Raw genomic sequence first — 23,673 nt, forward strand, 5'->3', positions numbered from 1 at the left:
GGCTCAGCCCTTGGCCTGCTCGACCACCTCGACCAACGTCCAGGCTTTCTTCTTGGACAGCGGACGGCATTCCTGAATGGAAACCGTGTCGCCAGTCCGTGCCTGATTCGCCTCGTCATGGGCGTGCAGCTTGGTGGAGCGCTTCATGTACTTGCCGTAGATCGGATGACGCTCGCGGCGCTCGATCAATACGACAATCGATTTTTCCATCTTGTCGCTCACGACCTTGCCGGTGAGCGTCCGAGCTTTATTCGCTTCAGCCATTATTGGTCACCTGCCTTCTGGTTGAGCACAGTCTTGACGCGAGCGATGTCGCGACGAACCTGCTTGAGCAGGTGCGTCTGGCTCAGCTGGCCGGTGGCCTTCTGCATGCGCAGGTTGAACTGCTCCTTGAGCAGTTCGAAGAGCTGCTCCTGCAGCGCATCGACTGATTTTTCACGCATTTCGTTGGCTTTCATCACATCACCGTCCGTTTCACAAAGGTGGTGGAGATGGGCATCTTCTGGGCCGCCAGGGAGAACGCTTCACGCGCCAGCTCCTCGGAGACGCCTTCGATTTCGTAGAGCACCTTGCCCGGCTGGATCTGGGCCACCCAGTACTCGACGGAACCCTTACCTTTACCCATACGAACCTCGAGGGGCTTGTTGGTAATCGGCTTGTCCGGGAATACGCGGATCCAGATCTTGCCACCACGCTTGACGTGACGGGTGATGGCACGACGACCAGCTTCGATCTGACGTGCGGTGATACGACCGCGATCGGTGGCCTTGAGACCGAAGTCTCCAAAGCTCACCTTGCTGCCGCGATGCGCCAGGCCACGGTTACGACCTTTCTGCACCTTGCGGAACTTTGTACGCTTGGGTTGCAACATCGATCAGTCTCCCCTTACCTGGAACCTTTCTTCTTCGGTGCAGGTGCCTGAGCCTGTTGCTTCTGCTTGGCACGCACCTCTTCGATGCCCCCGAGGATCTCGCCCTTGAAGACCCACACCTTGACGCCGATGACGCCGTAGGTGGTGTGCGCTTCATAAGTGGCGTAATCGATGTCGGCACGCAGGGTGTGAAGCGGCACGCGACCTTCGCGGTACCATTCGGTACGCGCGATCTCGGCACCACCGAGGCGACCGGAGAGCTGCACCTTGATACCGCCGGCACCCAGACGCATGGCGTTCTGGACGGAGCGCTTCATGGCACGGCGGAACATCACGCGACGTTCGAGCTGACCGGCGATGTTCTGCGCGACCAGAGCGGCGTCGAGTTCCGGCTTGCGGACTTCTTCGATGTTGACGTGCACCGGCACACCCATCATGCGGGTGACATCCTGGCGCAGACGATCGACGTCCTCACCCTTCTTGCCAATCACGATGCCCGGACGGGCAGTGTGAATGGTGATACGGGCATTGTTGGCCGGACGTTCGATGGTAATGCGGCTCACGGAGGCGTTCTTCAAACGCTCTTCGAGGAAGCGACGCACTTCCAGATCGTTGTTCAGCTTGTCGGCATAGGCACCGCGCTCTGCGTACCAGACCGACGAGTGATCTTTCACGATGCCGAGACGAATCCCGACTGGATTGACTTTCTGACCCATCTGGTCGACTCCTACTTCTCGGCTACCTTGACGGTGATGTGGCAGGTGCGCTTCAGAATGCGATCCGCCCGGCCTTTTGCGCGCGGCTGAATGCGCTTGAGCGTCATGCCCTCATCGACACAGATGGTCGAGACACGCAGCTCGTCGATGTCCATGCCGTTGTTTTCTTCCGCATTGGCAATCGCGGACTGCAGCACCTTCTTGACCAGCTTGGCGGCCTTCTTGGGGGAGAAGGTCAGCACGTCGAGCGCTTCGGCGACCGGCTTACCGCGCACCTGGTCAGCCACCAAACGGGCCTTCTGGGCGGACAAGCTAGCGCCACGCAACTTAGCAGCGACTTCCATCTCTTAATCCTCTTGGCTCAGCGTTTGGCTTTCTTGTCCGCCGCATGACCGCGATAGGTGCGGGTAGCAGCGAACTCGCCCAACTTGTGGCCGACCATTTCCTCGGAGACGTGCACCGGGACGTGCTGGCGACCGTTATGTACCGCGATGGTGAGCCCGACCATGTTCGGCAGGATCATCGAACGACGCGACCAGGTCTTGATCGGTTTGCGATCGTTCTTTTCCGCGGCGACTTCGACCTTCTTCAACAGATGAAGGTCGATGAAGGGACCTTTCTTCAGTGAACGTGGCACAGCCGTTACCTCTTAATGTCTGTTACTTGGACTTGCGGCGACGAACGATGAGCTTGTCGGTACGCTTGTTCTTGCGGGTCTTGTGGCCCTTGGTGGGGATACCCCACGGGCTGACCGGATGACGACCACCGCTGGTGCGGCCTTCACCACCACCGTGCGGGTGATCCACCGGGTTCATCGCGACACCGCGAACGGTCGGGCGCACCCCTCTCCACCGCTTCGCACCGGCTTTGCCCAGTTGACGCAGGCTGTGCTCAGAGTTACCGACTTCACCCAGCGTGGCGCGGCACTCGGACAGTACACGACGCATCTCGCCGGAGCGCAGACGCAGGGTCGCGTAGTTGCCTTCGCGGGCGACCAGCTGAGCGCTGGCGCCGGCACTACGTGCGATCTGCGCACCCTTGCCCGGCTTCAGTTCGATGCAGTGCACCGTGGAACCGACAGGGATGTTACGCAGCGGCAACGCGTTGCCACGCTTGATGGATGCGTTGACGCCGGACTCCACCGCATCGCCGGCCACCAGGCCTTTGGGTGCGATGATGTAACGACGCTCGCCGTCCATGTACTTCAGCAGCGCGATGTTGGCGCTACGGTTCGGGTCGTACTCGATGCGCTCGACGACGGCGTTGATGCCGTCCTTGGTGCGCTTGAAGTCGACCAGACGATAATGCTGACGATGGCCACCACCGACGTGACGCGTGGTGATGCGGCCATTGTTGTTACGACCACCGGATTTCGACTGCTTCTCGGTCAGCGCCGCGAACGGACGGCCCTTGTGGAGCTCGTCATTGACGACTTTGACGACGTGACGACGACCGGCGGACGTGGGTTTTGTCTTGACTACTGCCATGATCCGTACTCCTGCCTTACTCGGCGCCAGAGAAGTCTTCGAGCGTTTCGCCCGCAGCCAGAGTCACGTACGCCTTGCGGTAACCCTTGCGCAGACCCGTGCCGAAGCGCGTGCGTTTGGTCTTGCCCTTGACGTTGAGCACGGAAACACCGGCAACTTTCTTGCCGAACAGCGCTTCGACGGCTTTCTTGATCTCGGGCTTGGTCGCGTCCTGGGCCACTTTGAACACGTACTGATTGTTCTCGGCGGCGCGCGCGGCCTTCTCGGTCATGTGAGGTCCGAGCAGAACCTTGTATACGCGTTCCTGGTTCATCCCAGCTTCTCCTCGAATTTACGCAGAGCGGAGACGGTCATCAGCACCTTGTCGAAGGCGATCAGGCTGACCGGATCGGCGGCCGCAGCATCGACGACATCGACGTTGGGGATGTTGCGCGCGGCCAGGTAGAGCTTCTCGTCGAGATCTTCGGTGACGATCAGCGCTTTCTCCAGATCCAGCTCCTTGAGCTTGCTGGCCAGCTGCTTGGTCTTCGGCGCGTCGACGGCGAACTCGTTGACCAGCACCAGACGCTCCTGACGCACCAGCTCGGACAGGATCGAACGCATCGCCGCACGGTACATCTTGCGGTTGACCTTCTGCGTGTAGTCCTGCGGACGGGCAGCGAAGGTCACACCACCGCTACGCCACAGCGGCGAACGGATGGTACCGGCGCGAGCGCGGCCGGTGCCCTTCTGACGCCACGGCTTCTTGCCGCCGCCACGCACGTCGGAGCGGTTCTTCTGGGCACGGGTGCCCTGACGACCAGCCGCCAGATAGGCGGTGACGACCTGGTGCACCAACGCTTCGTTGAATTCTTTGCCAAAGGTCTCTGCGGACACTTCGACGGTGCCAGCGGCACCTGCGAGATTCAGATTCATCGGTCTCAGTCCCCTCAGCGAGCTTTCACGGCGCTGCGCACGACGACATCGCAGCCCGGAGCACCAGGCACGGCGCCTTTGATCAACAGCAGATTGCGCTCGGCATCGACACGCACCACTTCCAGGCTCTGGACGGTGACGCGCTCATTGCCCATCTGGCCGGCCATCTTCTTACCTTTGAAGACGCGACCCGGGGTCTGGCACTGACCGATGGAACCCGGCGCACGGTGAGACAGCGAGTTACCGTGGCTGTTGTCCTGGGTACGGAAGTTCCAGCGCTTGACGGCGCCCTGGAAGCCCTTGCCCTTGGAGGTACCGGTCACATCGACTTTCTGACCAGCTTCGAAGAGGGATACGGTGAAGGAACCGCCCACTTCCGGCGCTTCGTCGCTCTCGGCGAGACGAAACTCCATCAGGGAACGGCCAGCCTCGACACCCGCCTTGGCGTATTGACCAGCAATCGCCTTGGTGAGGTGTTTGGCTTTGCGGGAGCCGGTTGTGACCTGCACCGCACGATAACCGTCGGACTCGACGGTCTTGACGGCAGAGATACGGTTGGGCTCAACCTCGATCACGGTTACGGGCACGGATGCGCCATCTTCGGTGAAAACACGGGTCATGCCCGCCTTTTTACCGACCAAACCGATAGTCATGTTCAGTCTCCTATAGTGTACGGGGCTATCACCCGCTATGGCTGCCCTTTCCAGAGCATTCCACTAGCACATTGTGTGGCGTCTCACGACGCGGCGGTCGCTGCGAACTCAGCTTCCGCTAGTGTCTAGTGTTGGTTTCAGTCGAGTTTGATCTGCACGTCTACGCCGGCGGCGAGATCGAGCTTCATCAGCGCGTCGACGGTCTTCTCCGTCGGCTCGACGATATCGAGAACGCGCTTGTGCGTGCGAATCTCATACTGGTCGCGCGCGTCCTTGTTGACGTGCGGCGAGATCAGGATGGTGTAACGCTCGCGATTGGTCGGCAGCGGGATCGGACCACGCACCTGAGCGCCAGTGCGCTTGGCAGTGTCCACGATCTCCTGAGCCGACTGATCGATCAGGCGATGGTCAAACGCTTTCAGCCGGATGCGAATCTTTTGGTTCTGCATTGACGTTCTGCTCCAATGGATACTGACGGCGCGAGCCGTCGACCCACGCGTTCAAAGGACGCGCATTATAGGGGAGGCCCATTTGAGTGTCAAATAGGCCCCTACCCGACAGCGACAGAAAAAGGGGCGCCGGAGCGCCCCTTCTCTATCCGATCAGCGAGACTTACTCGATGATCTTGGCGACCACGCCGGCGCCGACGGTACGACCGCCTTCGCGGATGGCGAAGCGCAGGCCGTCTTCCATGGCGATCGGAGCGATCAGGGTCACGACCATCTGGACGTTGTCGCCCGGCATGACCATCTCGACGCCTTCCGGCAGTTCACAGGTACCGGTCACGTCAGTGGTACGGAAGTAGAACTGCGGACGGTAGCCCTTGAAGAACGGGGTGTGACGACCACCTTCTTCTTTGGACAGCACGTAGACTTCGGCTTCGAACTTGGTGTGCGGGGTGATGGTGCCCGGCTTGGCCAGGACCTGACCACGCTCGACGTCGTCACGCTTGGTACCACGCAGCAGCGCACCGATGTTCTCGCCAGCACGACCTTCGTCGAGCAGCTTGCGGAACATTTCGACACCGGTAACGGTGGTCTTGGTGGTGTCATGGATACCGACGATTTCGACTTCTTCGCCGGACTTGACCAGACCACGCTCGACACGACCGGTCACGACGGTGCCGCGGCCGGAGATCGAGAACACGTCTTCGATCGGCATCAGGAACGGCTGGTCGATAGCACGCTCCGGCTCCGGGATGTAGTCGTCGAGCGACTTGATCAGGTTGGCAACGGCGGTGGTACCCATGCCGTTGTCATCCTTGCCTTCCAGCGCCATCAGCGCGGAGCCGATGATGATCGGGGTGTCGTCGCCCGGGAAGTCGTACTCGTTGAGGAGTTCACGAACTTCCATCTCGACCAGCTCGAGCAGCTCTTCGTCGTCGACCATGTCGGCCTTGTTCAGGAACACGACGATGTACGGAACGCCGACCTGACGCGACAGCAGGATGTGCTCGCGAGTCTGCGGCATCGGGCCGTCGGCTGCGGAACAGACCAGGATAGCGCCGTCCATCTGGGCAGCACCGGTGATCATGTTCTTGACGTAGTCAGCGTGCCCCGGGCAGTCGACGTGCGCGTAGTGACGCACTTCGGACTGGTACTCGACGTGAGCGGTCGCGATGGTGATACCGCGCTCGCGCTCTTCCGGAGCGTTGTCGATGGAGTCGAACTGACGCCATTCACCGCCGAAGACTTCAGCGGAAACGCGGGTCAGAGCCGCGGTCAGCGTGGTCTTGCCGTGGTCAACGTGACCGATGGTGCCGACGTTGATATGCGGTTTGGAGCGTTCAAATTTTTCCTTAGCCACTGCTATAACCTCTTTACGTTAGCTAACGGTTAACCGTTCTGATTGATGACGGCATCAACGACGCTGGAGGGCGCCTCTTCGTAATTCGCAAACTCCATGGTGTAGCTTGCGCGTCCCTGGGTCTGAGAACGCAGATCGGTCGCGTAACCGAACATCTCAGCCAACGGAACCGTGGCGCGAATGACTTTGCCGGAGGTGGAGTCATCCATGCCCTGGACAAGGCCACGGCGGCGGTTAAGGTCGCCCATGACGTCACCCATGAAGTCCTCCGGGGTCACGACCTCGACCTTCATCACCGGCTCGAGCAGCACGGCCTTAGCCTTGCGAGCACCTTCCTTGATCGCCATGGATGAGGCGACCTTGAACGCGGTCTCGTTAGAGTCCACGTCATGGTAGGAGCCGTCGAACAGCGTTACCTTGACGTCGATCATCGGGTAGCCCGCGATGACACCGTTCTTGAGCTGCTCGTAGGCCCCTTTCTCGACGGCCGGCACGTACTCTTTGGGTACGACACCACCGACGATCTCGGACGCGAACTTGAAGTGGACTTCTTCTTCGTCCTCGCCCTTGTCAGCGTCGGTCAGCGGCTCGATGCGCAGCCAAACGTGACCGTACTGACCGCGACCACCCGACTGCCGCACGAACTTGCCTTCCTGCTCGACCGACTGACGAATGGTCTCGCGGTAAGCAACCTGCGGCTTGCCGATGTTGGCCTCGACCTTGAACTCGCGACGCATGCGGTCAACGATGATGTCGAGGTGCAGCTCGCCCATCCCGGAGATGATGGTCTGGCCGGTCTCTTCGTCAGTCTGCACGCGGAAGGAGGGATCCTCCTGCGCCAGCTTGCCGAGAGCGACACCCATCTTCTCCTGGTCGGCCTTGGACTTGGGCTCCACGGCGACCGAGATGACCGGCTCCGGGAACTCCATGCGCTCGAGGATGATCTTGGCATCCAGGTCGCACAGGGTGTCACCGGTGGTCACGTCCTTGAGGCCGATACAGGCGGCGATGTCGCCGGCGTAGACCTCTTTGATCTCTTCGCGCGAGTTGGCGTGCATCTGGACGATACGGCCGACACGCTCTTTCTTCGACTTGACCGAGTTGAAGACGCTGTCACCCGACTTCAGAACGCCCGAGTAGACGCGCATGAAGGTCAGGGTACCGACGAACGGGTCGGTGGCAATCTTGAACGCCAGCGCTGCGAACGGTGCGTTGTCGTCGGCCTCACGAGTCGCGAGGGTGCCGTCCTTGTCGTCGAGCTCACCTTCGATCGCCTTGACCTCGGTCGGCGACGGCAGGTATTCGATGACGCCGTCGAGCACGGCCTGAACGCCCTTGTTCTTGAACGCGGAGCCGCAGGTCACGAGAACGATCTCGTTGGCGAGCGTGCGTGCACGCAGACCAGCCTTGATCTCTTCGATGGACAGGTCGCCCTCTTCGAGGTACTTGTCCATCAGCTCTTCGTTGGCTTCGGCGGCGGCTTCGACCATCTGCTCACGATAGGTCTCGGCGGTCTCCTGCAGATCGGCCGGAATGTCGACCAGATCGTAGTTCATGCCGAAGTTGTCTTCGTCCCACAGGATCGCCTTCATCTGCAGCAGATCGATGACGCCCTTGAACTCGTCCTCGGCACCCCAGTTGATCTGGATCGGGACGACGTTGGCGCCCAGACGCGTCTTGAGCTGATCGACGACCATGAAGAAGTCGGCGCCGGCGCGGTCCATCTTGTTGACGAACACCATGCGCGGCACTTCGTACTTGTTGGCCTGACGCCAGACGGTCTCGGTCTGCGGCTGCACGCCGGAGGAGCCGCACAGCACGACGACCGCGCCATCGAGAACACGCAGGGAACGCTCGACTTCGATGGTGAAGTCAACGTGTCCCGGGGTGTCGATGATGTTGATGCGGTGCTCGTCGAACTGCTTGTTCATCCCCTGCCAGAAACAGGTGGTCGCAGCAGAGGTGATCGTGATGCCACGCTCCTGCTCCTGCTCCATCCAGTCCATGACGGCTGCGCCCTCATGAACCTCACCCACCTTGTGGGACAGACCGGTGTAGAACAGGACACGCTCGGTAGTGGTGGTCTTGCCGGCGTCGACGTGGGCAACGATACCGATATTGCGATAACGCTTGAGTGGTGTCTTGCGTGCCACGATGGAAGTCCCCGTTGGTTAGAAGCGGTAGTGAGAGAAGGCCTTGTTGGCATCTGCCATGCGATGCACGTCTTCACGCTTCTTCACGGCAGCGCCCTTGCCTTCGGCGGCGTCGAGCATTTCGCCGGCAAGACGTTGAACCATGGTCTTCTCACCGCGGTTGCGTGCGGCGTCCACCAGCCAGCGCATGGCCAGCGCCTGACGGCGGGACGGACGCACTTCGACGGGCACCTGATAGGTGGCACCGCCGACACGACGGGATTTGACCTCGACCATGGGCTGGATCGCTTCCAGCGCCTTGTCGAAGATGTCCAGCGGCGCTTCTTTACCACGCTCGGCAACCCTGTCCAGCGCACCGTAAACGATACGCTCAGCTACGGACTTCTTGCCGCTGATCATCAGATGGTTCATGAACTTGGCCAGGCGCTCGCTTCCGAACTTGGGATCGGGAAGGATCTCGCGCTTAGCAGCAACTCTTCTTCTAGGCATGATAAGCCCTCAATTGAAGGGTCGTTCAGGTAAACCCGGCACGCTGAGGCGCTGTCGTAGCGACTCCGGCCGACCTTACTCTTATCTGACCGATAAAAATGTTGGGAGACGTCCGGGCATCAGGCCTTGGGACGCTTGGTGCCGTACTTGGAACGGCCCTGCTTACGGTTCTGGACACCGGAGGTGTCAAGGGCGCCGCGAACGGTGTGGTAACGCACACCCGGCAAGTCCTTGACGCGGCCGCCACGGATCAGGACCACGGAGTGCTCCTGAAGATTGTGGCCTTCACCGCCGATATAGGAACTGACTTCGAAACCGTTGGTCAGGCGCACGCGGCACACCTTACGCAGTGCCGAGTTCGGCTTCTTGGGCGTAGTGGTGTAGACGCGGGTGCAGACCCCACGGCGTTGCGGGCAGGCCTGCAGCGCCGGCACGTCGCTAGTCTCGACGGGGCGCTTGCGCGGCTTGCGCACGAGCTGATTGATCGTTGCCATAGTGTTTTAGCTGACTCCAATGGGTTGCCTTGCCTTACGCGCGCAACGGTTGTACCGCCCCACACATAAAGGCTGCGCATTCTAATCAGTTGTCGCGAGAGCCGTCAAGGCCGCCCGCCCAGTACGGGCAGGCGGCAGGCTGACGACTTAGAGATCGTCGTCGTCGGCATCGAGCGCGGTGAGCTGGGCACCCAGCTCCTGCTCGACGTCGAACGCCGACGGTTGCAGCGTGCGCTCGGACTCTTCGCGCTTGCGACGCCGCTCTTCGTGGTGGGCGAGCCCGGTCCCGGCCGGGATCAGACGACCGACCACGACGTTTTCCTTCAGGCCGCGCAGGTAGTCGCGCTTGCCGGTCACCGCCGCTTCGGTCAGCACTCGTGTGGTCTCCTGGAAGGAGGCCGCGGAGATGAACGACTCGGTGGCCAGCGAGGCCTTGGTGATACCCAGCAGCAGGCGCTCGTACTTGGCCGGGAACTTCTCATCCTTCTCGAGGCGAACGTTCTCTTCCAGCACCCGCACCAGTTCGACCTGGTCGCCCGGGATGAAGGAGGAGTCACCAGCATCGCTGATCTCGACCTTGCGCAGCATCTGACGCACGATCACTTCGATGTGCTTGTCGTTGATGCTCACGCCCTGCAGACGGTAGACGTCCTGGATCTCGACCGTGATGTACTTGGCCAGCTCCGCCACGCCGAGCAGACGCAGGATGTCGTGCGGGTTGCTCGGACCGTCGGAGATCACCTCGCCCTTCTCGACCGTTTCCCCTTCGAAGACGCCGATCTGACGCCATTTCGGGATCAGCATCTCGAGCGGATCGCCCTCTTTCGGGGTGATCGTCAGACGACGCTTGCCCTTGGTCTCCTTGCCGAACGAGATCGTACCGGTGATCTCGGCCAGGATCGAAGGCTCTTTCGGCTTGCGCGCCTCGAACAGGTCGGCGACGCGCGGCAGACCACCGGTGATGTCCTTGTTACCGGACGCCTCCAGCGGGATACGCGCGATGACTTCACCCACACCGATCTCGGCACCGTTCTCGACCGAGACGATGGCGCGGCCCGGCAGCAGATACTGCACCGGGGTGTTGGAACCCGGCAGGGTGACGTGCTTGCCGGCGTCGTCGGCGAGCATGATCATCGGGCGCTTGTCGCGACCGGAAGCCGGACGGTTGGCGCTCTCGATCACCTCGATCGAGGAGAGACCGGTCATCTCGTCGACGTTGCGCGTGATGGTCAGGCCTTCGGTCATGTCGGTGAACTGGGCCTTACCCTTGACCTCGGCAACGACCGGGTGGGTGTGCGGATCCCACTTGGCCACGATCCGGCCACCTTCGACGTGGTCGCCATCCTTGACCGACAGCTCGGCGCCGTAGGGCAGCTTGTAGTACTCACGCTCGCGGCCGTGGTCGTCGGCGACGGCCAGGGCGCTGGAGCGGGAGACCACCACCAGCTTGCCATCTTCGCGCTCGACCGACTTGATGTTGTGCAGACGCACGATACCGCCGTGCTTGACCTGCACGCTGTCGACCGCCGAGGCGCGTGAGGCCGCCCCACCGATGTGGAACGTACGCATGGTCAGCTGGGTACCCGGCTCACCGATCGACTGGGCGGCGATGACGCCCACCGCTTCGCCGATGTTGACCTGATGCCCGCGGGCCAGGTCACGGCCGTAGCACGAGGAGCAGACGCCATGTGCGGTTTCACAGGCGATGGCACTGCGCACCACGATCTCGTCGACACCCATGGTGTCGAGACGCTCGCACCAGGCTTCGTCGAGCAGGGTGCCGCGCGGGATCAGCACGTCGTCGGTCTGCGGGTCGATCACGTCCTGGGCGACCACACGGCCGAGCACACGCTGGGCCAGCGAGACGATGACGTCGCCGCCCTCGATCACCGGGTGCAGGGTCAGGCCGTTCTCGGTGCCGCAGTCGTGCTCGGTGATGACCAGATCCTGGGCCACATCGACCAGACGACGGGTGAGGTAACCGGAGTTGGCGGTCTTGAGTGCCGTATCCGCCAGACCTTTACGCGCGCCGTGGGTCGAGATGAAGTACTGGAGTACGTTCAGACCTTCACGGAAGTTGGCGGTGATCGGGGTCTCGATGATCGAGCCGTCCGGCTTGGCCATCAGGCCACGCATCCCCGCCAGCTGACGGATCTGGGCGGCACTACCACGGGCACCGGAGTCGGCCATGATGAAGACGCTGTTGAACGAGTCCTGCTCGACCTGGTTGCCGTCACGGTCGGTGACGGTCTCCTTCGAGATACCCGCCATCATCGCCTTGGCCACCTTGTCGTTGGCCTTGGACCAGATATCGATGACCTTGTTGTACTTCTCGCCCGCGGTCACCAGACCGGAGGAGAACTGGTCTTCGATCTCCTTGACCTCGTCCTCGGCCGCATCGACGATCGCCTTCTTGTCATCGGGGATGACGAAGTCGTTGACGCCGATCGAAGCGCCGGACCAGGTCGCCAGACGGAAACCGGTGTACATCAGCTGGTCAGCGAAGATGACCGCGTCCTTGAGGCCGGCACGACGGTAGACCTCGTTGATCAGACCGGAGATCGCCTTCTTCTTCATCGGCTTGTCGACCAGCTCGAACGGCATCCCCTTGGGCAGGATGCGGAACAGCAGCGCACGGCCGACGGTGGTCTCCTTGATCGAGACGGTCTCGGTCAGCTCGGTGATCTCGCCATCCTTCTCGTCGGACAGCCACTCGGTCAGGCGGACCTTGACCCGGGCGTGCAGCGACACGTTCTGGGTCGCGAAGGCGCGATCCAGTTCGTTGAGGTTGGCGAACGCCTTGCCTTCACCCTTGGCGCCGATGCGCTCGCGGGTCATGTAATAGAGACCCAGCACCACGTCCTGGGACGGCACGATGATCGGCTCGCCGTTGGCCGGCGACAGCACGTTGTTGGTCGACATCATCAGCGCGCGCGCTTCGAGCTGGGACTCCAGCGTCAGCGGCACGTGGACGGCCATCTGGTCACCGTCGAAGTCGGCGTTGTAGGCGGCACACACCAGCGGGTGCAGCTGGATCGCCTTGCCTTCGATCAGCAGCGGCTCGAACGCCTGGATACCCAGACGGTGCAGCGTCGGCGCACGGTTGAGCAGTACCGGGTGCTCGCGGATGACGTCGGCGAGGATGTCCCACACTTCCGGCAGCTCGCGCTCGACCATCTTCTTGGCGGCCTTGATGGTCGAAGCCTGACCACTCCCCTGCAGCTTGGAGTAGATGAACGGCTTGAACAGCTCCAGCGCCATTTTCTTCGGCAGACCACACTGGTGCAGGCGCAGGGTCGGGCCCACGGTGATGACCGAACGACCGGAGTAGTCGACGCGCTTACCCAGCAGGTTCTGACGGAAACGCCCCTGCTTACCCTTGATCATGTCGGCCAGGGATTTCAGCGGGCGCTTGTTGGAACCGGTGATGGCACGACCGCGACGACCGTTGTCGAGCAGCGCATCGACCGACTCCTGCAGCATGCGCTTCTCGTTGCGCACGATGATGTCGGGCGCATTGAGGTCGAGCAGCCGCTTGAGGCGGTTGTTGCGGTTGATCACACGACGATACAGATCGTTGAGATCGGAGGTCGCGAAGCGGCCACCGTCCAGCGGCACCAGCGGACGCAGGTCCGGCGGCAGCACCGGCAGCACTTCCATGACCATCCACGCCGGCGCATTGCCGGACTTGTAGAAGGCTTCCAACAGCTTGAGGCGCTTGGACAGCTTCTTGATCTTGGTGTCGGAGTTGGTCTGCGGAATCTCTTCACGCAGGCGCTCGACTTCCTCTTCCAGATCGATGTCCTTGAGCAGCGCCTGGATCGCCTCGGCGCCCATGCGCGCGTCGAAGTCGTCACCGAACTCTTCCAGCGCTTCGAAGTACTGCTCGTCGTTGAGCAGCTGACCGCGCTCGAGGGTGGTCATACCCGGGTCGATCACCACGAACGACTCGAAGTAGAGCACACGCTCGATGTCACGCAGGGTCATGTCGAGGAACATGCCGATGCGCGACGGCAGCGACTTCAGAAACCAGATGTGAGCGACCGGCGAGGCCAGCTCGATGTGGCCCATGCGCTCGCGGCGTACCGCGGCCTTGGTCACTTCGACGCCACACTTCTCGCAGATGATGCCGCGATGCTTCATGCGCTTGTACTTGCCGCACAAGCACTCGTAATCCTTGACCGGCCCGAAGATCTTGGCGCAGAACAGACCGTCACGCTCAGGCTTGAACGTACGGTAGTTGATGGTCTCCGGCTTCTTGACCTCGCCGTAAGACCAGGAGCGAATCATCTCCGGCGACGCGAGCGTGATCTTGATCGCGTCGAACTCGTCAGATTGCGCCTGTGACTTTAGGACTTTCACCAAATCTTTCATGGGATCGCTCCGTTGCGGAGTTGTCATGAGCGGGGCCGCGACTCTCTCGCCGGCCCCGCAACCCGTCGCTATCGATCGACTGTGCCGGTCTTAACTTTCCAATTCGATGTCGATACCCAGCGAGCGGATCTCCTTCACCAGCACGTTGAAGGATTCCGGCATACCGGCCTGCATGGTGTGGTCGCCATCCACGATGCTCTTGTACATCTTGGTACGACCCTCGACGTCATCCGACTTGACGGTGAGCATCTCCTGCAGGGTGTAGGCGGCACCGTAGGCCTCGAGTGCCCACACCTCCATCTCACCGAAACGCTGACCGCCGAACTGCGCCTTGCCGCCCAGCGGCTGCTGGGTAACCAGCGAGTAGGAGCCGGTGGAACGCGCGTGCATCTTGTCGTCGACCAGGTGGTTGAGCTTGAGCATGTACATGTAGCCCACGGTCACCGGACGGTCGAAGGATTCGCCGGTACGCCCGTCGTAGAGCGTCATCTGGCCGGAATCCGGCAGATCGGCGAGACGCAGCAGATGCTTGATCTCGTGCTCCTTGGCACCGTCGAACACCGGGGTGGCGATGGGCACGCCGCCGCGCAGGTTCTTGGCCAGGGTGATGATCTCTTCGTCGTTCAACGAGTCGATATCTTCCTGCCGCGTCTCCTGGGTGTTGTAGACCTGCTTGAGGAACTCACGGATCTCACCCACCTGCTGCTCGCGAGCGTCGCGCAGCATACGCTCGATCTTGACCCCGAGACCACGGGCAGCCATGCCCAGGTGAGTCTCGAGGATCTGACCCACGTTCATACGTGACGGTACGCCCAGCGGGTTGAGCACCACGTCGACCGGCTCGCCGTTGTCGTCGAACGGCATGTCCTCGATCGGCATGATCGCGGAGATGACACCCTTGTTACCGTGACGACCGGCCATCTTGTCGCCCGGCTGGATGCGACGCTTGACCGCCAGGTAGACCTTGACGATCTTGAGCACGCCCGGCGCCAGGTCGTCGCCCTGGGTGAGCTTGCGCTTCTTGTCTTCGAAGCGCTCGTCCATCTCCTTGCGACGGTTCTCGAGCTGTTCGTCGGCCTGGGCGAGCAGCTCGTTGAGCGCTTCGTCCTGCAGACGCAGCTTGAACCACTGCTGTCGCGGCAGCTCCTCGAGGTACGCCTCGCTGAGGACGTCGCCTTTCTTCAGCTTGGGTCCGCCGTTGACCGCCTGACCGTCGAGGGTCCGCTTGAGACGCTCGAAGGTGGCATCCTCGGCGATCCGGTAGGTCTCCTGCAGGTCACGCCGCACTTCGTCGAGCTGCATCTGCTCGATGGAGAGGGCGCGCGAGTCCTTCTCGACGCCATCGCGGGTGAACACCTGGACGTCGATGACGGTACCGCGCATGCCGGTCGGCGCGCGCAGCGAGGTGTCCTTCACGTCGGACGCCTTCTCACCGAAGATCGCACGCAGCAGCTTCTCTTCCGGCGTCAGCTGGGTCTCGCCCTTGGGCGTCACCTTGCCGACCAGGATGTCGCCGGCACCGACTTCGGCACCGATGTAGACCACGCCCGCTTCGTCCAGCTTGGCCAGCGCCGACTCGCCGACGTTGGGGATGTCCGAGGTGATCTCCTCGGCGCCCAGCTTGGTGTCGCGGGAGACGCAGGTCAGTTCCTGGATGTGGATGGTGGTGAAACGATCGTCCTCGACCACGCGCTCGGAGACGAGGATGGAATCCTCGAAGTTGTAGCCGTTCCACGGCATGAAGGCGAGACGCATGTTCTGACCCAGGGCCAGGTCACCCATGTCGACGGACGGACCGTCGGCGAGGATGTCGCCGCGTGCGACGATGTCGCCCGGGCGCACGATCGGGCGCTGGTTCTGGCAGGTGTTCTGGTTCGACCGCACGTATTTGGTCAGGTTGTAGATGTCGACCCCGGCTTCACCGCCGATGATCTCGTCTTCGTTGATCCGGACCACGATGCGCTTGGCATCCACCGAGTCGATCACGCCGCCGCGACGGGCCACGGCGCAGACGCCGGAGTCACGTGCCACGAAGCGCTCCATGCCGGTACCGACGAGCGGCTTGTCGGCGCGCAGGGTCGGCACGGCCTGACGCTGCATGTTCGCCCCCATCAGGGCGCGGTTGGCGTCATCGTGCTCGAGGAACGGGATCAGCGCCGCCGCCACGGAGACGACCTGACGCGGCGACACATCCATCAGGGTCACCTTGTCCGGCGCCATGAAGGTGGTCTCGCCCTTGTGACGGACCTGCACCAGGTCGTCGACCAGCTTGCCCGACTCATCCACGGTCGCCGAGGCCTGGGCGATGATGAAGTCACCCTCCTCGATCGCCGACAGGTGCACCACCTCGTCGGTGACCTGGCTGCCCACGACCTTGCGGTACGGCGTCTCGAGGAAGCCGTAGCTGTTGGTCTTGGAGTAGGTCGCCAGCGAGTTGATCAGGCCGATGTTCGGACCTTCCGGCGTCTCGATCGGGCACAGACGGCCGTAGTGGGTGGCGTGAACGTCACGCACCTCGAAGCCGGCACGCTCACGGGTCAGACCGCCCGGGCCGAGTGCGGAGACACGGCGCTTGTGGGTGACCTCGGAGAGCGGGTTGTTCTGGTCCATGAACTGGGACAGCTGCGAGGAGCCGAAGAACTCCTTGACCGCGGCCGCCACCGGCTTGGCATTGATCAGATCCTGCGGCATCAGGCCTTCGCTCTCCGCCATGGAGAGACGCTCCTTGACCGCACGCTCGACGCGCACCAGGCCGACGCGGAACTGGTTTTCCGCCATCTCGCCGACGCAGCGGATGCGGCGGTTGCCCAGGTGGTCGATATCGTCGACTTCGCCGAAGCCGTTACGAATGTTGATCAGCTCTTTGAGGACATCGAGGATGTCCTGGTTGTCGAGCACGCCGGAGCCGGTGTCGGCCTCGCGACGCAGACGACGGTTGAACTTCATCCGGCCGACGCCCGACAGGTCGTAACGGTCTTCGGTGAAGAACAGGTTGTGGAACAGCGTCTCCGCCGCTTCCTTGGTCGGCGGCTCGCCCGGACGCATCATGCGGTAGATCTCGACCAGCGACTCGAGTGCCGAGCGCGTGGTGTCGATCTTCAGCGTGTCTGAGATGAACGAACCGGCGTCCAGATCGTTGGTGTAGAGCGTCTCGAGCCGCGTCACGCCGCCCTGGCCCAGCTTCTCGACCAGTTCGGGGGTCAGCTCGGAGTTGCACTCGCAGATCAGCTCGCCGGTCTTGGCGTCGACCTGATCCTTGGCCAGCGTCTTGCCGAACAGGTAGTCCATCGGCACCTGCAGGCGCTCGAGCCCGGCACTCTCCATCTGACGGATGTGCTTCTGGGTGATGCGGCGACCTTCCTCGACGATGACGTTGCCGTCGTTGTCCTTGATGTCGAAGGTCGCGGTGTCACCGCGCAGGCGCGACGGCACCAGTTCCACGTAGATGCCGTCCGGCTCGATGTGGAAGGTGCTGGTGTCGAAGAAGGTCTCGAGGATCTCCTCGGCGCTCATGCCCAGCGCGCGCAGCAGCACGGTCGCCGGCAGCTTGCGGCGACGGTCGATACGCACGAAGACGTTGTCCTTCGGGTCGAACTCGAAATCCAGCCAGGAGCCGCGGTAAGGAATGATCCGCGCGGAGTAAAGCAGCTTCCCGGAGGAGTGGCTCTTGCCCTTGTCGTGATCGAAGAACACGCCCGGCGAGCGGTGGAGCTGGGAGACGATGACACGCTCGGTACCGTTGACGACGAAGGTCCCGTTCTCGGTCATCAGGGGGATCTCCCCCATGTAGACTTCCTGCTCCTTGATGTCCTTGATGGCCTTGTTCGAGGACTCTTTGTCGTAGATGATCAGGCGAACCTTGACCCGCAGCGGTGCCGAATAGGTCACGCCGCGCAGCTGGCACTCCTTGACGTCGAACGCCGGGGTGCCGAAGCGGTAGCTTACGTACTCGAGCGCCGCGTTGCCCGAGAAGCTCTCGATCGGAAAGACGGACTGAAAGGCCGCGTGGAGACCGGTTTCGAGACGCTCTTCCGGCGCCCGGTCCTGCTGGAGGAAGTCATAATAGGAATCAAGCTGGATGGCCAGCAGGTAGGGCACATCCATTACTTGAGGCAGTTTGCCGAAATCCTTGCGGATGCGTTTTTTCTCAGTGTATGAGTAAGCCATCTGTATTCCCCAGCTTGTTCACCATGGGTGACCGGTGCGTGGTCGGCGCTCCCCAACGGGGGTGACCCCGTTAGGCGCTGACGGCAAGCTGCCCGGAGGGAGCTCGCCGTCGGAATTCGTCTAGTGGCTTTAACCCTGATTCGGGGGGATCCCAAGCCAGGTGGTCTAACGCCAGGCTAGCAACAACAGAAAAAGGCCGGCAGCGGGGAGGCCCGCCACCAGCCGTGGCGCTTACGCAGCGCGTGGAGCCGTGAACACAGAGTTACTTGAGCTCCACGGAGGCGCCAGCTTCTTCCAGCTTCTTCTTGGCTTCTTCGGCGTCGTCCTTGGACAGGCCTTCTTTCAGGGTAGCAGGAGCACCGTCGACGGCGCCTTTGGCTTCCTTCAGACCCAGACCGGTGATCTCGCGGACGACCTTGATGACGTTGACTTTCTTGTCACCGGCAGCGGTCAGAACGACGGAGAACTCGGTCTGCTCTTCTTCAGCAGCGGCATCGCCGCCACCCGGGCCAGCCACGACGGCTGCAGCGGCAGACACGCCGAACTTCTCTTCCATTGCAGAGACCAGTTCCGCAACTTCCATCACGGACATTTCAGCAACGGCGTTGATGATGTCTTCTTGAGTCAGTGCCATGTTACCTATTCCTAACTTTGCGGAGCGGCGGCCATCCGGCCTGCCCACTCGATGAGATTCAGTTCAACCTAGCGCAGGCGAATCGGGAGAAGTGTCGGCTCAGGCCGCCTCTTCTTCCTTCTTGTCGCGCAGGGCTGCGAGGGTACGAACCAGCTTGCCGGCAGAAGCTTCCTTCATGACGGACATCAGCTTGGCCAGTGCTTCCTCGTAAGTCGGCAGCGTTGCCAGACGGTCGATATCGGCCGCCGGGATCATCTCGCCTTCGTAGGCCAGCGCTTTGACTTCGAACTCCTTCTGCGTCTTGCCGAACTCCTTGAACAGCCGCGCGGCAGCGCCGGGGTGTTCGTAGGAGAAGGCCAGAAGCGTCGGACCTGCGAAAGTCTCGTTCAGGCACTCCCAGGAAGTGCCTGCCAAAGCGCGGCGTGCCAGGGTGTTGCGAACAACACGGATCTGGACGCCATTCTCGCGTGCCTGTTTGCGCAGATCGGTCATTGCGCTAACGGTCACACCGCGAGAGTCGGCAACTACGACGGAAAGAGCGTCCTTAGCGGCTTCACTGACCTCGGCAACAATCGCTTTCTTGCCTTCGAGTGCTAGTGGCACAGTGGTTACTCCTTCGTGCCGGGGCGACGATGTCGCGACCCGGTGGTTACCATCTCTTCCGCTTCGACTGCGGCGGAAGTCTTGGATGATGGCTGCACACCTGATTCGGCGAGCCACACCATCTGCGCAGGTTTCCTCCGGCGATGCCGGGTGCGGACATTAAGTCGGCCGTTGGCCGACACCTGCGGTCTTTGACGGTGCCCCGCCCCTTTCCGCCTCTCGCGAGACGGCGCACGGGGACCGCAAAGTTACTGCTCGGTGATCGATCACACGTAAGCGCTGTGATCGACCGTCAGACCCGGCCCCATGGTGCTGGAGAGGGTCAGCTTCTTGAAGTAGATACCCTTGGAGGTGCTCGGCTTCAGACGCTTGAGGTCGTTGACCAGCGCTTCCAGGTTGCCCTTGAGCGCGTCGGCGGAGAAGTCGACCTTACCGATGGAGGCATGGATGATGCCGTTCTTGTCGGTACGGAAACGCACCTGACCCGCCTTGGCGTTCTTGACCGCGGTGGCGACGTCCGGCGTCACGGTGCCGACCTTGGGGTTCGGCATCAGGCCGCGCGGGCCGAGGATCTGACCCAGCTGGCCGACCACACGCATGGCGTCCGGAGCCGCGATGACGACGTCGAAGTTCAGGTTACCCTTCTTCACCTCATCGGCCAGGTCGTCCATGCCAACGATGTCGGCACCGGCTTCCTTGGCGGCGTCGGCGGCGTTGCCCTGGGCGAACACGGCGACACGCACGTCACGACCGGTACCGTTGGGCAGCACGGTGGCGCCACGCACGACCTGGTCGGATTTACGCGGATCGACGCCCAGATTGATGGCGACTTCCACCGCTTCCTTGAACTTGACGGTCGACAGATCGGACAGCAGGGAGACGGCTTCCTCAAGGGAGTAGACCTTGCCCGGCTCGACCTTCTCGCGAATCATCTGTGCGCGCTTGGAAAGCTTTGCCATGATCAGAGGCCCTCCACGTTGAGGCCCATGCTACGGGCGCTGCCAGCAATGGTACGAACGGCGGCGTCGAGATCGGCAGCCGTCAGATCCGGCTCCTTGGTCTTGGCGATCTCTTCGAGCTGCTCGCGGGTCACGGTGCCGACCTTGGTCTTGTTCGGCACGCCAGAACCGGATTTGATGCCTGCGGCTTTCTTCAGCAGCACGGCAGCCGGCGGCGTCTTGGTGACGAAGGTGAAGCTACGGTCGGAGTAGACCGTGATCACGACCGGCGTCGGCAAGCCCGGCTCGACATCCTGGGTCGCAGCGTTGAACGCCTTGCAGAACTCCATGATGTTGACACCGTGCTGACCCAGTGCGGGACCGACGGGCGGACTCGGGTTGGCCTTGCCAGCTGCAACCTGCAGCTTGATATAGGCCTGGACTTTCTTAGCCATGTGGAACTCCTGTTGGGTATTAGCGCCTTGCGGCTCCCCGGTTTGGCCGGCGCATCACCGGCAACGACAACGCGACGCTGGAAGAGCGCCGCGATGAAAAAACGTGTCGACCCCGCCTTCGACTCAGTCCTTGACCACCTGAACGAACTCGAGCTCGACCGGGGTGGAGCGACCAAAGATCAGCACGCTGACCTGCAGTCGACTCTTTTCGTAATTGACTTCTTCGACCACGCCGTTGAAGTCGGCGAACGGACCATCGACCACCCGCACGGTCTCGCCCGGCTCGAACAGCGTCTTGGGGCGCGGCTTGTCGGTGCCGTCCTGCACCCGGCGCAGGATCGCCTCGGCTTCCTTCGGGGTGATCGGTGCCGGCTTCTCCGGCGTACCGCCGATGAAGCCCATGACGCGCGGCGTCTCGTTGACCAGGTGCCAGGTCTGCTCGTTCATCTCCATCTCGACCAGCACATAGCCGGGATAGAACTTGCGCTCGCTCTTGCGGCGCTTGCCGTCGCGCATCTCGACGACCTCTTCGGTCGGCACCAGGATCTCGCCGAACTGATCCTCGACCTCATACAGCTTCACGCGCTCGATCAGCGAGCGCATGACCTGCTTTTCGAACCCGGAATAAGCGTGAACGACGTACCAACGCTTGGACATGAAAACTCCTAGCCAATGATTCCGGACATCGCCCAGCCGAGGACGGTATCGATGAGCCACAGCAGCAGACCGACGACGAGCACTGCGGCGAGGACGATCAGGGTCGTCTGCACGGTTTCCTGACGGGTCGGCCAGACAACGCGCTGAATCTCGCGCTTGGAGCCCTTGGCCAGATCCATCAGCGCCTGCCCCTTGGCGGTGGTGAGCCCCACGGCAGCGGCGGCAACGCACACGACGACGACGCCCAGGACACGATAGAGCAGCGCCTGATCGGCGAACCAGGCATTACCACCCACCGCGACGGCAAGCAGCAGCACGACAACGGCCCACTTGAGCGTGTCGTAGCGGGAGACTTGCACCTCGGCGTTGTGCTTCATGAAAACTCCTCAACTCAAGGCGCGATAACCGAACATGACAAGGTATCAAATATGAGCCAGCCTGGGGAAGACTGGCAGGCCAGGAGGGAATCGAACCCCCAACCTGCGGTTTTGGAGACCGCTGCTCTGCCAATTGAGCTACTGGCCTGTATCAAAATATCCGAGAAGCACCCGGAAATTTGGAGGGCGCTATGATAGCGAAGAGAGGAGGGCAAAAGCAACCCTTGGAGTGTTTTTCTCTCGCCACCAAAAAAGCGAGCCTTCAGCTCGCCTTTCACAGCGTTCGACATCGAGCAATGGAGCTCATGGACGGATTTGAACCGTCGACCTCACCCTTACCAAGGGTGTGCTCTACCCCTGAGCTACATGAGCACTACACCACCACAACCTCGAACTGGAGCGGGTAGCGGGAATCGAACCCGCACCATCAGCTTGGAAGGCTGAGGTTCTACCATTGAACTATACCCGCCTACCCGCTCTGAATCCGGCTTGCCGAAACAGACCGGTTTTTCCTGCCACTTCTTGCTGCCAACAACGCAGCGGCACTGCAAAATCTGGTGGAGGGGGAAGGATTCGAACCTTCGAAGCTTTCGCGGCAGATTTACAGTCTGCTCCCTTTGGCCACTCGGGAACCCCTCCTAGCTGGCGACACATTCTAACCTGTCGCTCATCGATGTCAAGCCTCTGTTTTTATTCGACTAACAGAGTCGAGACTCGATCACCTTGTCCCCAAGGCGGGGCGCATTGTGTCAAAGCGATGAGGTGATTGCAAGCACGGGGCGCATTTTTTGTCAGCGCCCCGGGCGGATGCTGATTTCGCCCCCCATCAGGGTGAGATCGCCCTCCCCTGTGGTCACCACCAGGTTGCCGCTGGCATCCACCGCTTTGGCCGTGGCGGGATAGGTTTCCCGCGCCTGGATCACATTGACGCGCTGACCGGCAAAGGCATGACGCTGATTCCAGCCCGCCTGCCACGCCACGAAACCGCGCCGCTCGAACTGTGGCAAGAGCATCAGCAACGCATCGATGATGGCGGCGGCAAGACGGTTTCGCGAAGGTGCCGGCAGCCTGTCGGCCAGGGCGCCGGCAGGCTGACCGGCGGCCTCGCGCCCGGCAGCGCTCAGCGAGACATTGAGGCCGATACCGATCACCACCTCGCACGGCCCCTCCACGTCGCCGGTCACCTCGAGCAGGATACCGGCGAGCTTGCGCCACTCCCCCTCGACCGCGATCAGGATGTCGTTGGGCCACTTCAGGGCGATTTCCGCCCCCGCCGCTTCGAGCACCTCAGCCACCGCCACGCCGACCGCCAGGCTGAGGCCCTCGAGCGCCCCCACGCCGGCATCGAAGCGCCAGCCCAGGGACAGGATCAGGCTACGCCCCCAACTGGTGCTCCATGCCTTGCCACGACGCCCCCGCCCAGCCGTCTGACTCTCGGCGAGACACACCTCGCCATGGCCCGCCCCCTGCCGGAAGCGCTCGCGCAGGTAGGTATTGGTGGAGTCGAGCACATCCTCGACGAACAGTCGCTTGAGATGACGGCGTGGCTCGGCGCTCAGCTGCGCGACGATCGACTTGCCGTCCAGCGACTCGATGGCATCGACCAGACGATAGCCGCGCCCCTTGACCGCCTCCAGGGGCAGATCCATCGCCTCCAGCTTCTTCAGCTGCTTCCAGACCGCGGTGCGCGAGACACCCAAGCGCTCGCCCAGCTGCTGCCCCGAGTGGAAATCACCATCCCCCAGCAGGCGTATCAGTTCACCGATGCTCATACCGATCGTCCAGCGCAAAAGAGAGCATTCTAACGAAATCGCTCGCCCACCGTTAACGTACCGCGCTACCGCCCTCCCCTGCCCTATCGACCACCCACGCACAAAAAGCCCC

At 62.0% G+C, this 23,673-nt stretch carries 24 protein-coding genes and 4 tRNA genes; all 28 read right to left on the bottom strand.

Features of this window, described 5'->3' with window-relative positions:
- Positions 1–3: 3 nt before the first annotated feature.
- The 28 genes from rpsQ to DOM67_RS18685 all read right to left on the bottom strand — a co-directional run bounded on the left by rpsQ (position 4) and on the right by DOM67_RS18685 (position 23,561).
- On the bottom strand, positions 4–264 hold the full coding sequence (rpsQ, locus tag DOM67_RS18550; RefSeq protein WP_035470386.1) for a 30S ribosomal protein S17: 261 nt from the start codon (positions 262–264) through the stop codon (positions 4–6).
- The gene (rpmC, locus tag DOM67_RS18555; protein WP_035470384.1) at positions 264–458 is read right to left on the bottom strand and encodes a 50S ribosomal protein L29; all 195 of its coding nucleotides are present in this window, start codon (positions 456–458) and stop codon (positions 264–266) included. The genes rpsQ and rpmC overlap by 1 nt, the downstream gene beginning before the upstream one ends.
- Positions 458–871, bottom strand: coding sequence for a 50S ribosomal protein L16 (rplP, locus tag DOM67_RS18560; protein ID WP_035470382.1), 414 nt, complete (start codon positions 869–871; stop codon positions 458–460). The genes rpmC and rplP overlap by 1 nt, the downstream gene beginning before the upstream one ends.
- A gap of 14 nt (positions 872–885) precedes the next feature.
- A complete protein-coding gene (rpsC, locus tag DOM67_RS18565) occupies positions 886–1,587 on the bottom strand; it encodes a 30S ribosomal protein S3 (RefSeq protein WP_035470380.1) in 702 nt (233 codons plus the stop codon).
- An 11-nt stretch (positions 1,588–1,598) separates the two neighbouring features.
- Complete coding sequence (rplV, locus tag DOM67_RS18570) at positions 1,599–1,931, bottom strand: 50S ribosomal protein L22 (RefSeq protein ID WP_035470378.1); 333 nt, start codon at positions 1,929–1,931, stop codon at positions 1,599–1,601.
- A gap of 17 nt (positions 1,932–1,948) precedes the next feature.
- A complete protein-coding gene (gene rpsS, locus DOM67_RS18575; RefSeq protein WP_035470375.1) occupies positions 1,949–2,224 on the bottom strand; it encodes a 30S ribosomal protein S19 in 276 nt (91 codons plus the stop codon).
- 22 nt (positions 2,225–2,246) lie between these two features.
- Entirely contained in the window at positions 2,247–3,074 is an 828-nt protein-coding gene (rplB, locus tag DOM67_RS18580; RefSeq protein WP_110678677.1) for a 50S ribosomal protein L2, read from the bottom strand.
- A 16-nt stretch (positions 3,075–3,090) separates the two neighbouring features.
- Positions 3,091–3,387, bottom strand: a complete 297-nt coding sequence (rplW, locus tag DOM67_RS18585; protein WP_035470371.1) for a 50S ribosomal protein L23 — start codon at positions 3,385–3,387, stop codon at positions 3,091–3,093.
- Positions 3,384–3,989 carry a 50S ribosomal protein L4 gene (gene rplD, locus DOM67_RS18590; protein ID WP_110678678.1) on the bottom strand — a complete coding sequence of 202 codons (606 nt, stop codon included), beginning with the start codon at positions 3,987–3,989 and terminating at the stop codon, positions 3,384–3,386. Before rplD ends, rplW begins: the two co-directional genes overlap by 4 nt.
- Positions 3,990–4,003: 14 nt before the next feature.
- The gene (gene rplC / locus DOM67_RS18595) at positions 4,004–4,642 is read right to left on the bottom strand and encodes a 50S ribosomal protein L3 (RefSeq protein WP_110678679.1); all 639 of its coding nucleotides are present in this window, start codon (positions 4,640–4,642) and stop codon (positions 4,004–4,006) included.
- Positions 4,643–4,779: 137 nt separating this feature from the next.
- Positions 4,780–5,091: a 30S ribosomal protein S10 gene (gene rpsJ / locus DOM67_RS18600; protein WP_035470365.1), complete on the bottom strand. Its 312-nt coding sequence runs from the start codon at positions 5,089–5,091 to the stop codon at positions 4,780–4,782.
- A 163-nt stretch (positions 5,092–5,254) separates the two neighbouring features.
- The gene (gene tuf, locus DOM67_RS18605) at positions 5,255–6,448 is read right to left on the bottom strand and encodes an elongation factor Tu (RefSeq protein WP_110678680.1); all 1,194 of its coding nucleotides are present in this window, start codon (positions 6,446–6,448) and stop codon (positions 5,255–5,257) included.
- A gap of 29 nt (positions 6,449–6,477) precedes the next feature.
- A complete protein-coding gene (gene fusA / locus DOM67_RS18610) occupies positions 6,478–8,601 on the bottom strand; it encodes an elongation factor G (protein ID WP_110678681.1) in 2,124 nt (707 codons plus the stop codon).
- A gap of 18 nt (positions 8,602–8,619) precedes the next feature.
- Positions 8,620–9,090, bottom strand: a complete 471-nt coding sequence (rpsG, locus tag DOM67_RS18615) for a 30S ribosomal protein S7 (RefSeq protein ID WP_035470359.1) — start codon at positions 9,088–9,090, stop codon at positions 8,620–8,622.
- Positions 9,091–9,209: 119 nt separating this feature from the next.
- Positions 9,210–9,584 (bottom strand): 30S ribosomal protein S12, encoded by a 375-nt coding sequence (gene rpsL, locus DOM67_RS18620; protein WP_035470357.1) that lies wholly within the window; start codon positions 9,582–9,584, stop codon positions 9,210–9,212.
- A gap of 147 nt (positions 9,585–9,731) precedes the next feature.
- On the bottom strand, positions 9,732–13,958 hold the full coding sequence (gene rpoC, locus DOM67_RS18625) for a DNA-directed RNA polymerase subunit beta' (RefSeq protein ID WP_110678683.1): 4,227 nt from the start codon (positions 13,956–13,958) through the stop codon (positions 9,732–9,734).
- 90 nt (positions 13,959–14,048) lie between these two features.
- Positions 14,049–18,125, bottom strand: a complete 4,077-nt coding sequence (gene rpoB, locus DOM67_RS18630) for a DNA-directed RNA polymerase subunit beta (RefSeq protein WP_110678685.1) — start codon at positions 18,123–18,125, stop codon at positions 14,049–14,051.
- A gap of 262 nt (positions 18,126–18,387) precedes the next feature.
- The gene (rplL, locus tag DOM67_RS18635) at positions 18,388–18,759 is read right to left on the bottom strand and encodes a 50S ribosomal protein L7/L12 (protein WP_110678687.1); all 372 of its coding nucleotides are present in this window, start codon (positions 18,757–18,759) and stop codon (positions 18,388–18,390) included.
- Between the two features lie 99 nt (positions 18,760–18,858).
- Positions 18,859–19,362 carry a 50S ribosomal protein L10 gene (rplJ, locus tag DOM67_RS18640; RefSeq protein WP_106418806.1) on the bottom strand — a complete coding sequence of 168 codons (504 nt, stop codon included), beginning with the start codon at positions 19,360–19,362 and terminating at the stop codon, positions 18,859–18,861.
- Between the two features lie 266 nt (positions 19,363–19,628).
- Positions 19,629–20,321, bottom strand: a complete 693-nt coding sequence (gene rplA / locus DOM67_RS18645) for a 50S ribosomal protein L1 (RefSeq protein WP_110678689.1) — start codon at positions 20,319–20,321, stop codon at positions 19,629–19,631.
- A gap of 2 nt (positions 20,322–20,323) precedes the next feature.
- Positions 20,324–20,755, bottom strand: a complete 432-nt coding sequence (gene rplK / locus DOM67_RS18650; RefSeq protein WP_035470345.1) for a 50S ribosomal protein L11 — start codon at positions 20,753–20,755, stop codon at positions 20,324–20,326.
- A 123-nt stretch (positions 20,756–20,878) separates the two neighbouring features.
- Positions 20,879–21,412: a transcription termination/antitermination protein NusG gene (gene nusG, locus DOM67_RS18655; protein WP_035470343.1), complete on the bottom strand. Its 534-nt coding sequence runs from the start codon at positions 21,410–21,412 to the stop codon at positions 20,879–20,881.
- 8 nt (positions 21,413–21,420) lie between these two features.
- The gene (gene secE / locus DOM67_RS18660; protein ID WP_110678691.1) at positions 21,421–21,789 is read right to left on the bottom strand and encodes a preprotein translocase subunit SecE; all 369 of its coding nucleotides are present in this window, start codon (positions 21,787–21,789) and stop codon (positions 21,421–21,423) included.
- 72 nt (positions 21,790–21,861) lie between these two features.
- A tRNA-Trp gene (locus DOM67_RS18665) sits at positions 21,862–21,937 on the bottom strand.
- A gap of 149 nt (positions 21,938–22,086) precedes the next feature.
- Positions 22,087–22,161 (bottom strand) — tRNA-Thr (locus DOM67_RS18670).
- A gap of 23 nt (positions 22,162–22,184) precedes the next feature.
- A tRNA-Gly gene (locus tag DOM67_RS18675) sits at positions 22,185–22,258 on the bottom strand.
- Between the two features lie 86 nt (positions 22,259–22,344).
- A tRNA-Tyr gene (locus DOM67_RS18680) sits at positions 22,345–22,428 on the bottom strand.
- Between the two features lie 152 nt (positions 22,429–22,580).
- A complete protein-coding gene (locus tag DOM67_RS18685) occupies positions 22,581–23,561 on the bottom strand; it encodes a biotin--[acetyl-CoA-carboxylase] ligase (protein ID WP_110678693.1) in 981 nt (326 codons plus the stop codon).
- Between the last annotated feature and the right edge of the window lie 112 nt (positions 23,562–23,673).

This window comes from Salinicola sp. RZ23 (assembly GCF_003206675.1).
Classification (GTDB): Bacteria; Pseudomonadota; Gammaproteobacteria; order Pseudomonadales; family Halomonadaceae; genus Salinicola; species Salinicola endophyticus.

Coding starts and splice junctions, on each gene's coding strand:
- rpsQ (WP_035470386.1), bottom strand. CDS start 264: ATGGCTGAAGCGAATAAAGCTCGGACGCTCACCGGCAAGGTCGTGAGC.
- rpmC (WP_035470384.1), bottom strand. CDS start 458: ATGAAAGCCAACGAAATGCGTGAAAAATCAGTCGATGCGCTGCAGGAG.
- rplP (WP_035470382.1), bottom strand. CDS start 871: ATGTTGCAACCCAAGCGTACAAAGTTCCGCAAGGTGCAGAAAGGTCGT.
- rpsC (WP_035470380.1), bottom strand. CDS start 1,587: ATGGGTCAGAAAGTCAATCCAGTCGGGATTCGTCTCGGCATCGTGAAA.
- rplV (WP_035470378.1), bottom strand. CDS start 1,931: ATGGAAGTCGCTGCTAAGTTGCGTGGCGCTAGCTTGTCCGCCCAGAAG.
- rplB (WP_110678677.1), bottom strand. CDS start 3,074: ATGGCAGTAGTCAAGACAAAACCCACGTCCGCCGGTCGTCGTCACGTC.
- rplW (WP_035470371.1), bottom strand. CDS start 3,387: ATGAACCAGGAACGCGTATACAAGGTTCTGCTCGGACCTCACATGACC.
- rplD (WP_110678678.1), bottom strand. CDS start 3,989: ATGAATCTGAATCTCGCAGGTGCCGCTGGCACCGTCGAAGTGTCCGCA.
- rplC (WP_110678679.1), bottom strand. CDS start 4,642: ATGACTATCGGTTTGGTCGGTAAAAAGGCGGGCATGACCCGTGTTTTC.
- rpsJ (WP_035470365.1), bottom strand. CDS start 5,091: ATGCAGAACCAAAAGATTCGCATCCGGCTGAAAGCGTTTGACCATCGC.
- rpsG (WP_035470359.1), bottom strand. CDS start 9,090: ATGCCTAGAAGAAGAGTTGCTGCTAAGCGCGAGATCCTTCCCGATCCC.
- rpsL (WP_035470357.1), bottom strand. CDS start 9,584: ATGGCAACGATCAATCAGCTCGTGCGCAAGCCGCGCAAGCGCCCCGTC.
- rpoC (WP_110678683.1), bottom strand. CDS start 13,958: ATGAAAGATTTGGTGAAAGTCCTAAAGTCACAGGCGCAATCTGACGAG.
- rpoB (WP_110678685.1), bottom strand. CDS start 18,125: ATGGCTTACTCATACACTGAGAAAAAACGCATCCGCAAGGATTTCGGC.
- rplL (WP_110678687.1), bottom strand. CDS start 18,759: ATGGCACTGACTCAAGAAGACATCATCAACGCCGTTGCTGAAATGTCC.
- rplA (WP_110678689.1), bottom strand. CDS start 20,321: ATGGCAAAGCTTTCCAAGCGCGCACAGATGATTCGCGAGAAGGTCGAG.
- rplK (WP_035470345.1), bottom strand. CDS start 20,755: ATGGCTAAGAAAGTCCAGGCCTATATCAAGCTGCAGGTTGCAGCTGGC.
- nusG (WP_035470343.1), bottom strand. CDS start 21,412: ATGTCCAAGCGTTGGTACGTCGTTCACGCTTATTCCGGGTTCGAAAAG.
- secE (WP_110678691.1), bottom strand. CDS start 21,789: ATGAAGCACAACGCCGAGGTGCAAGTCTCCCGCTACGACACGCTCAAG.
- DOM67_RS18685 (WP_110678693.1), bottom strand. CDS start 23,561: ATGAGCATCGGTGAACTGATACGCCTGCTGGGGGATGGTGATTTCCAC.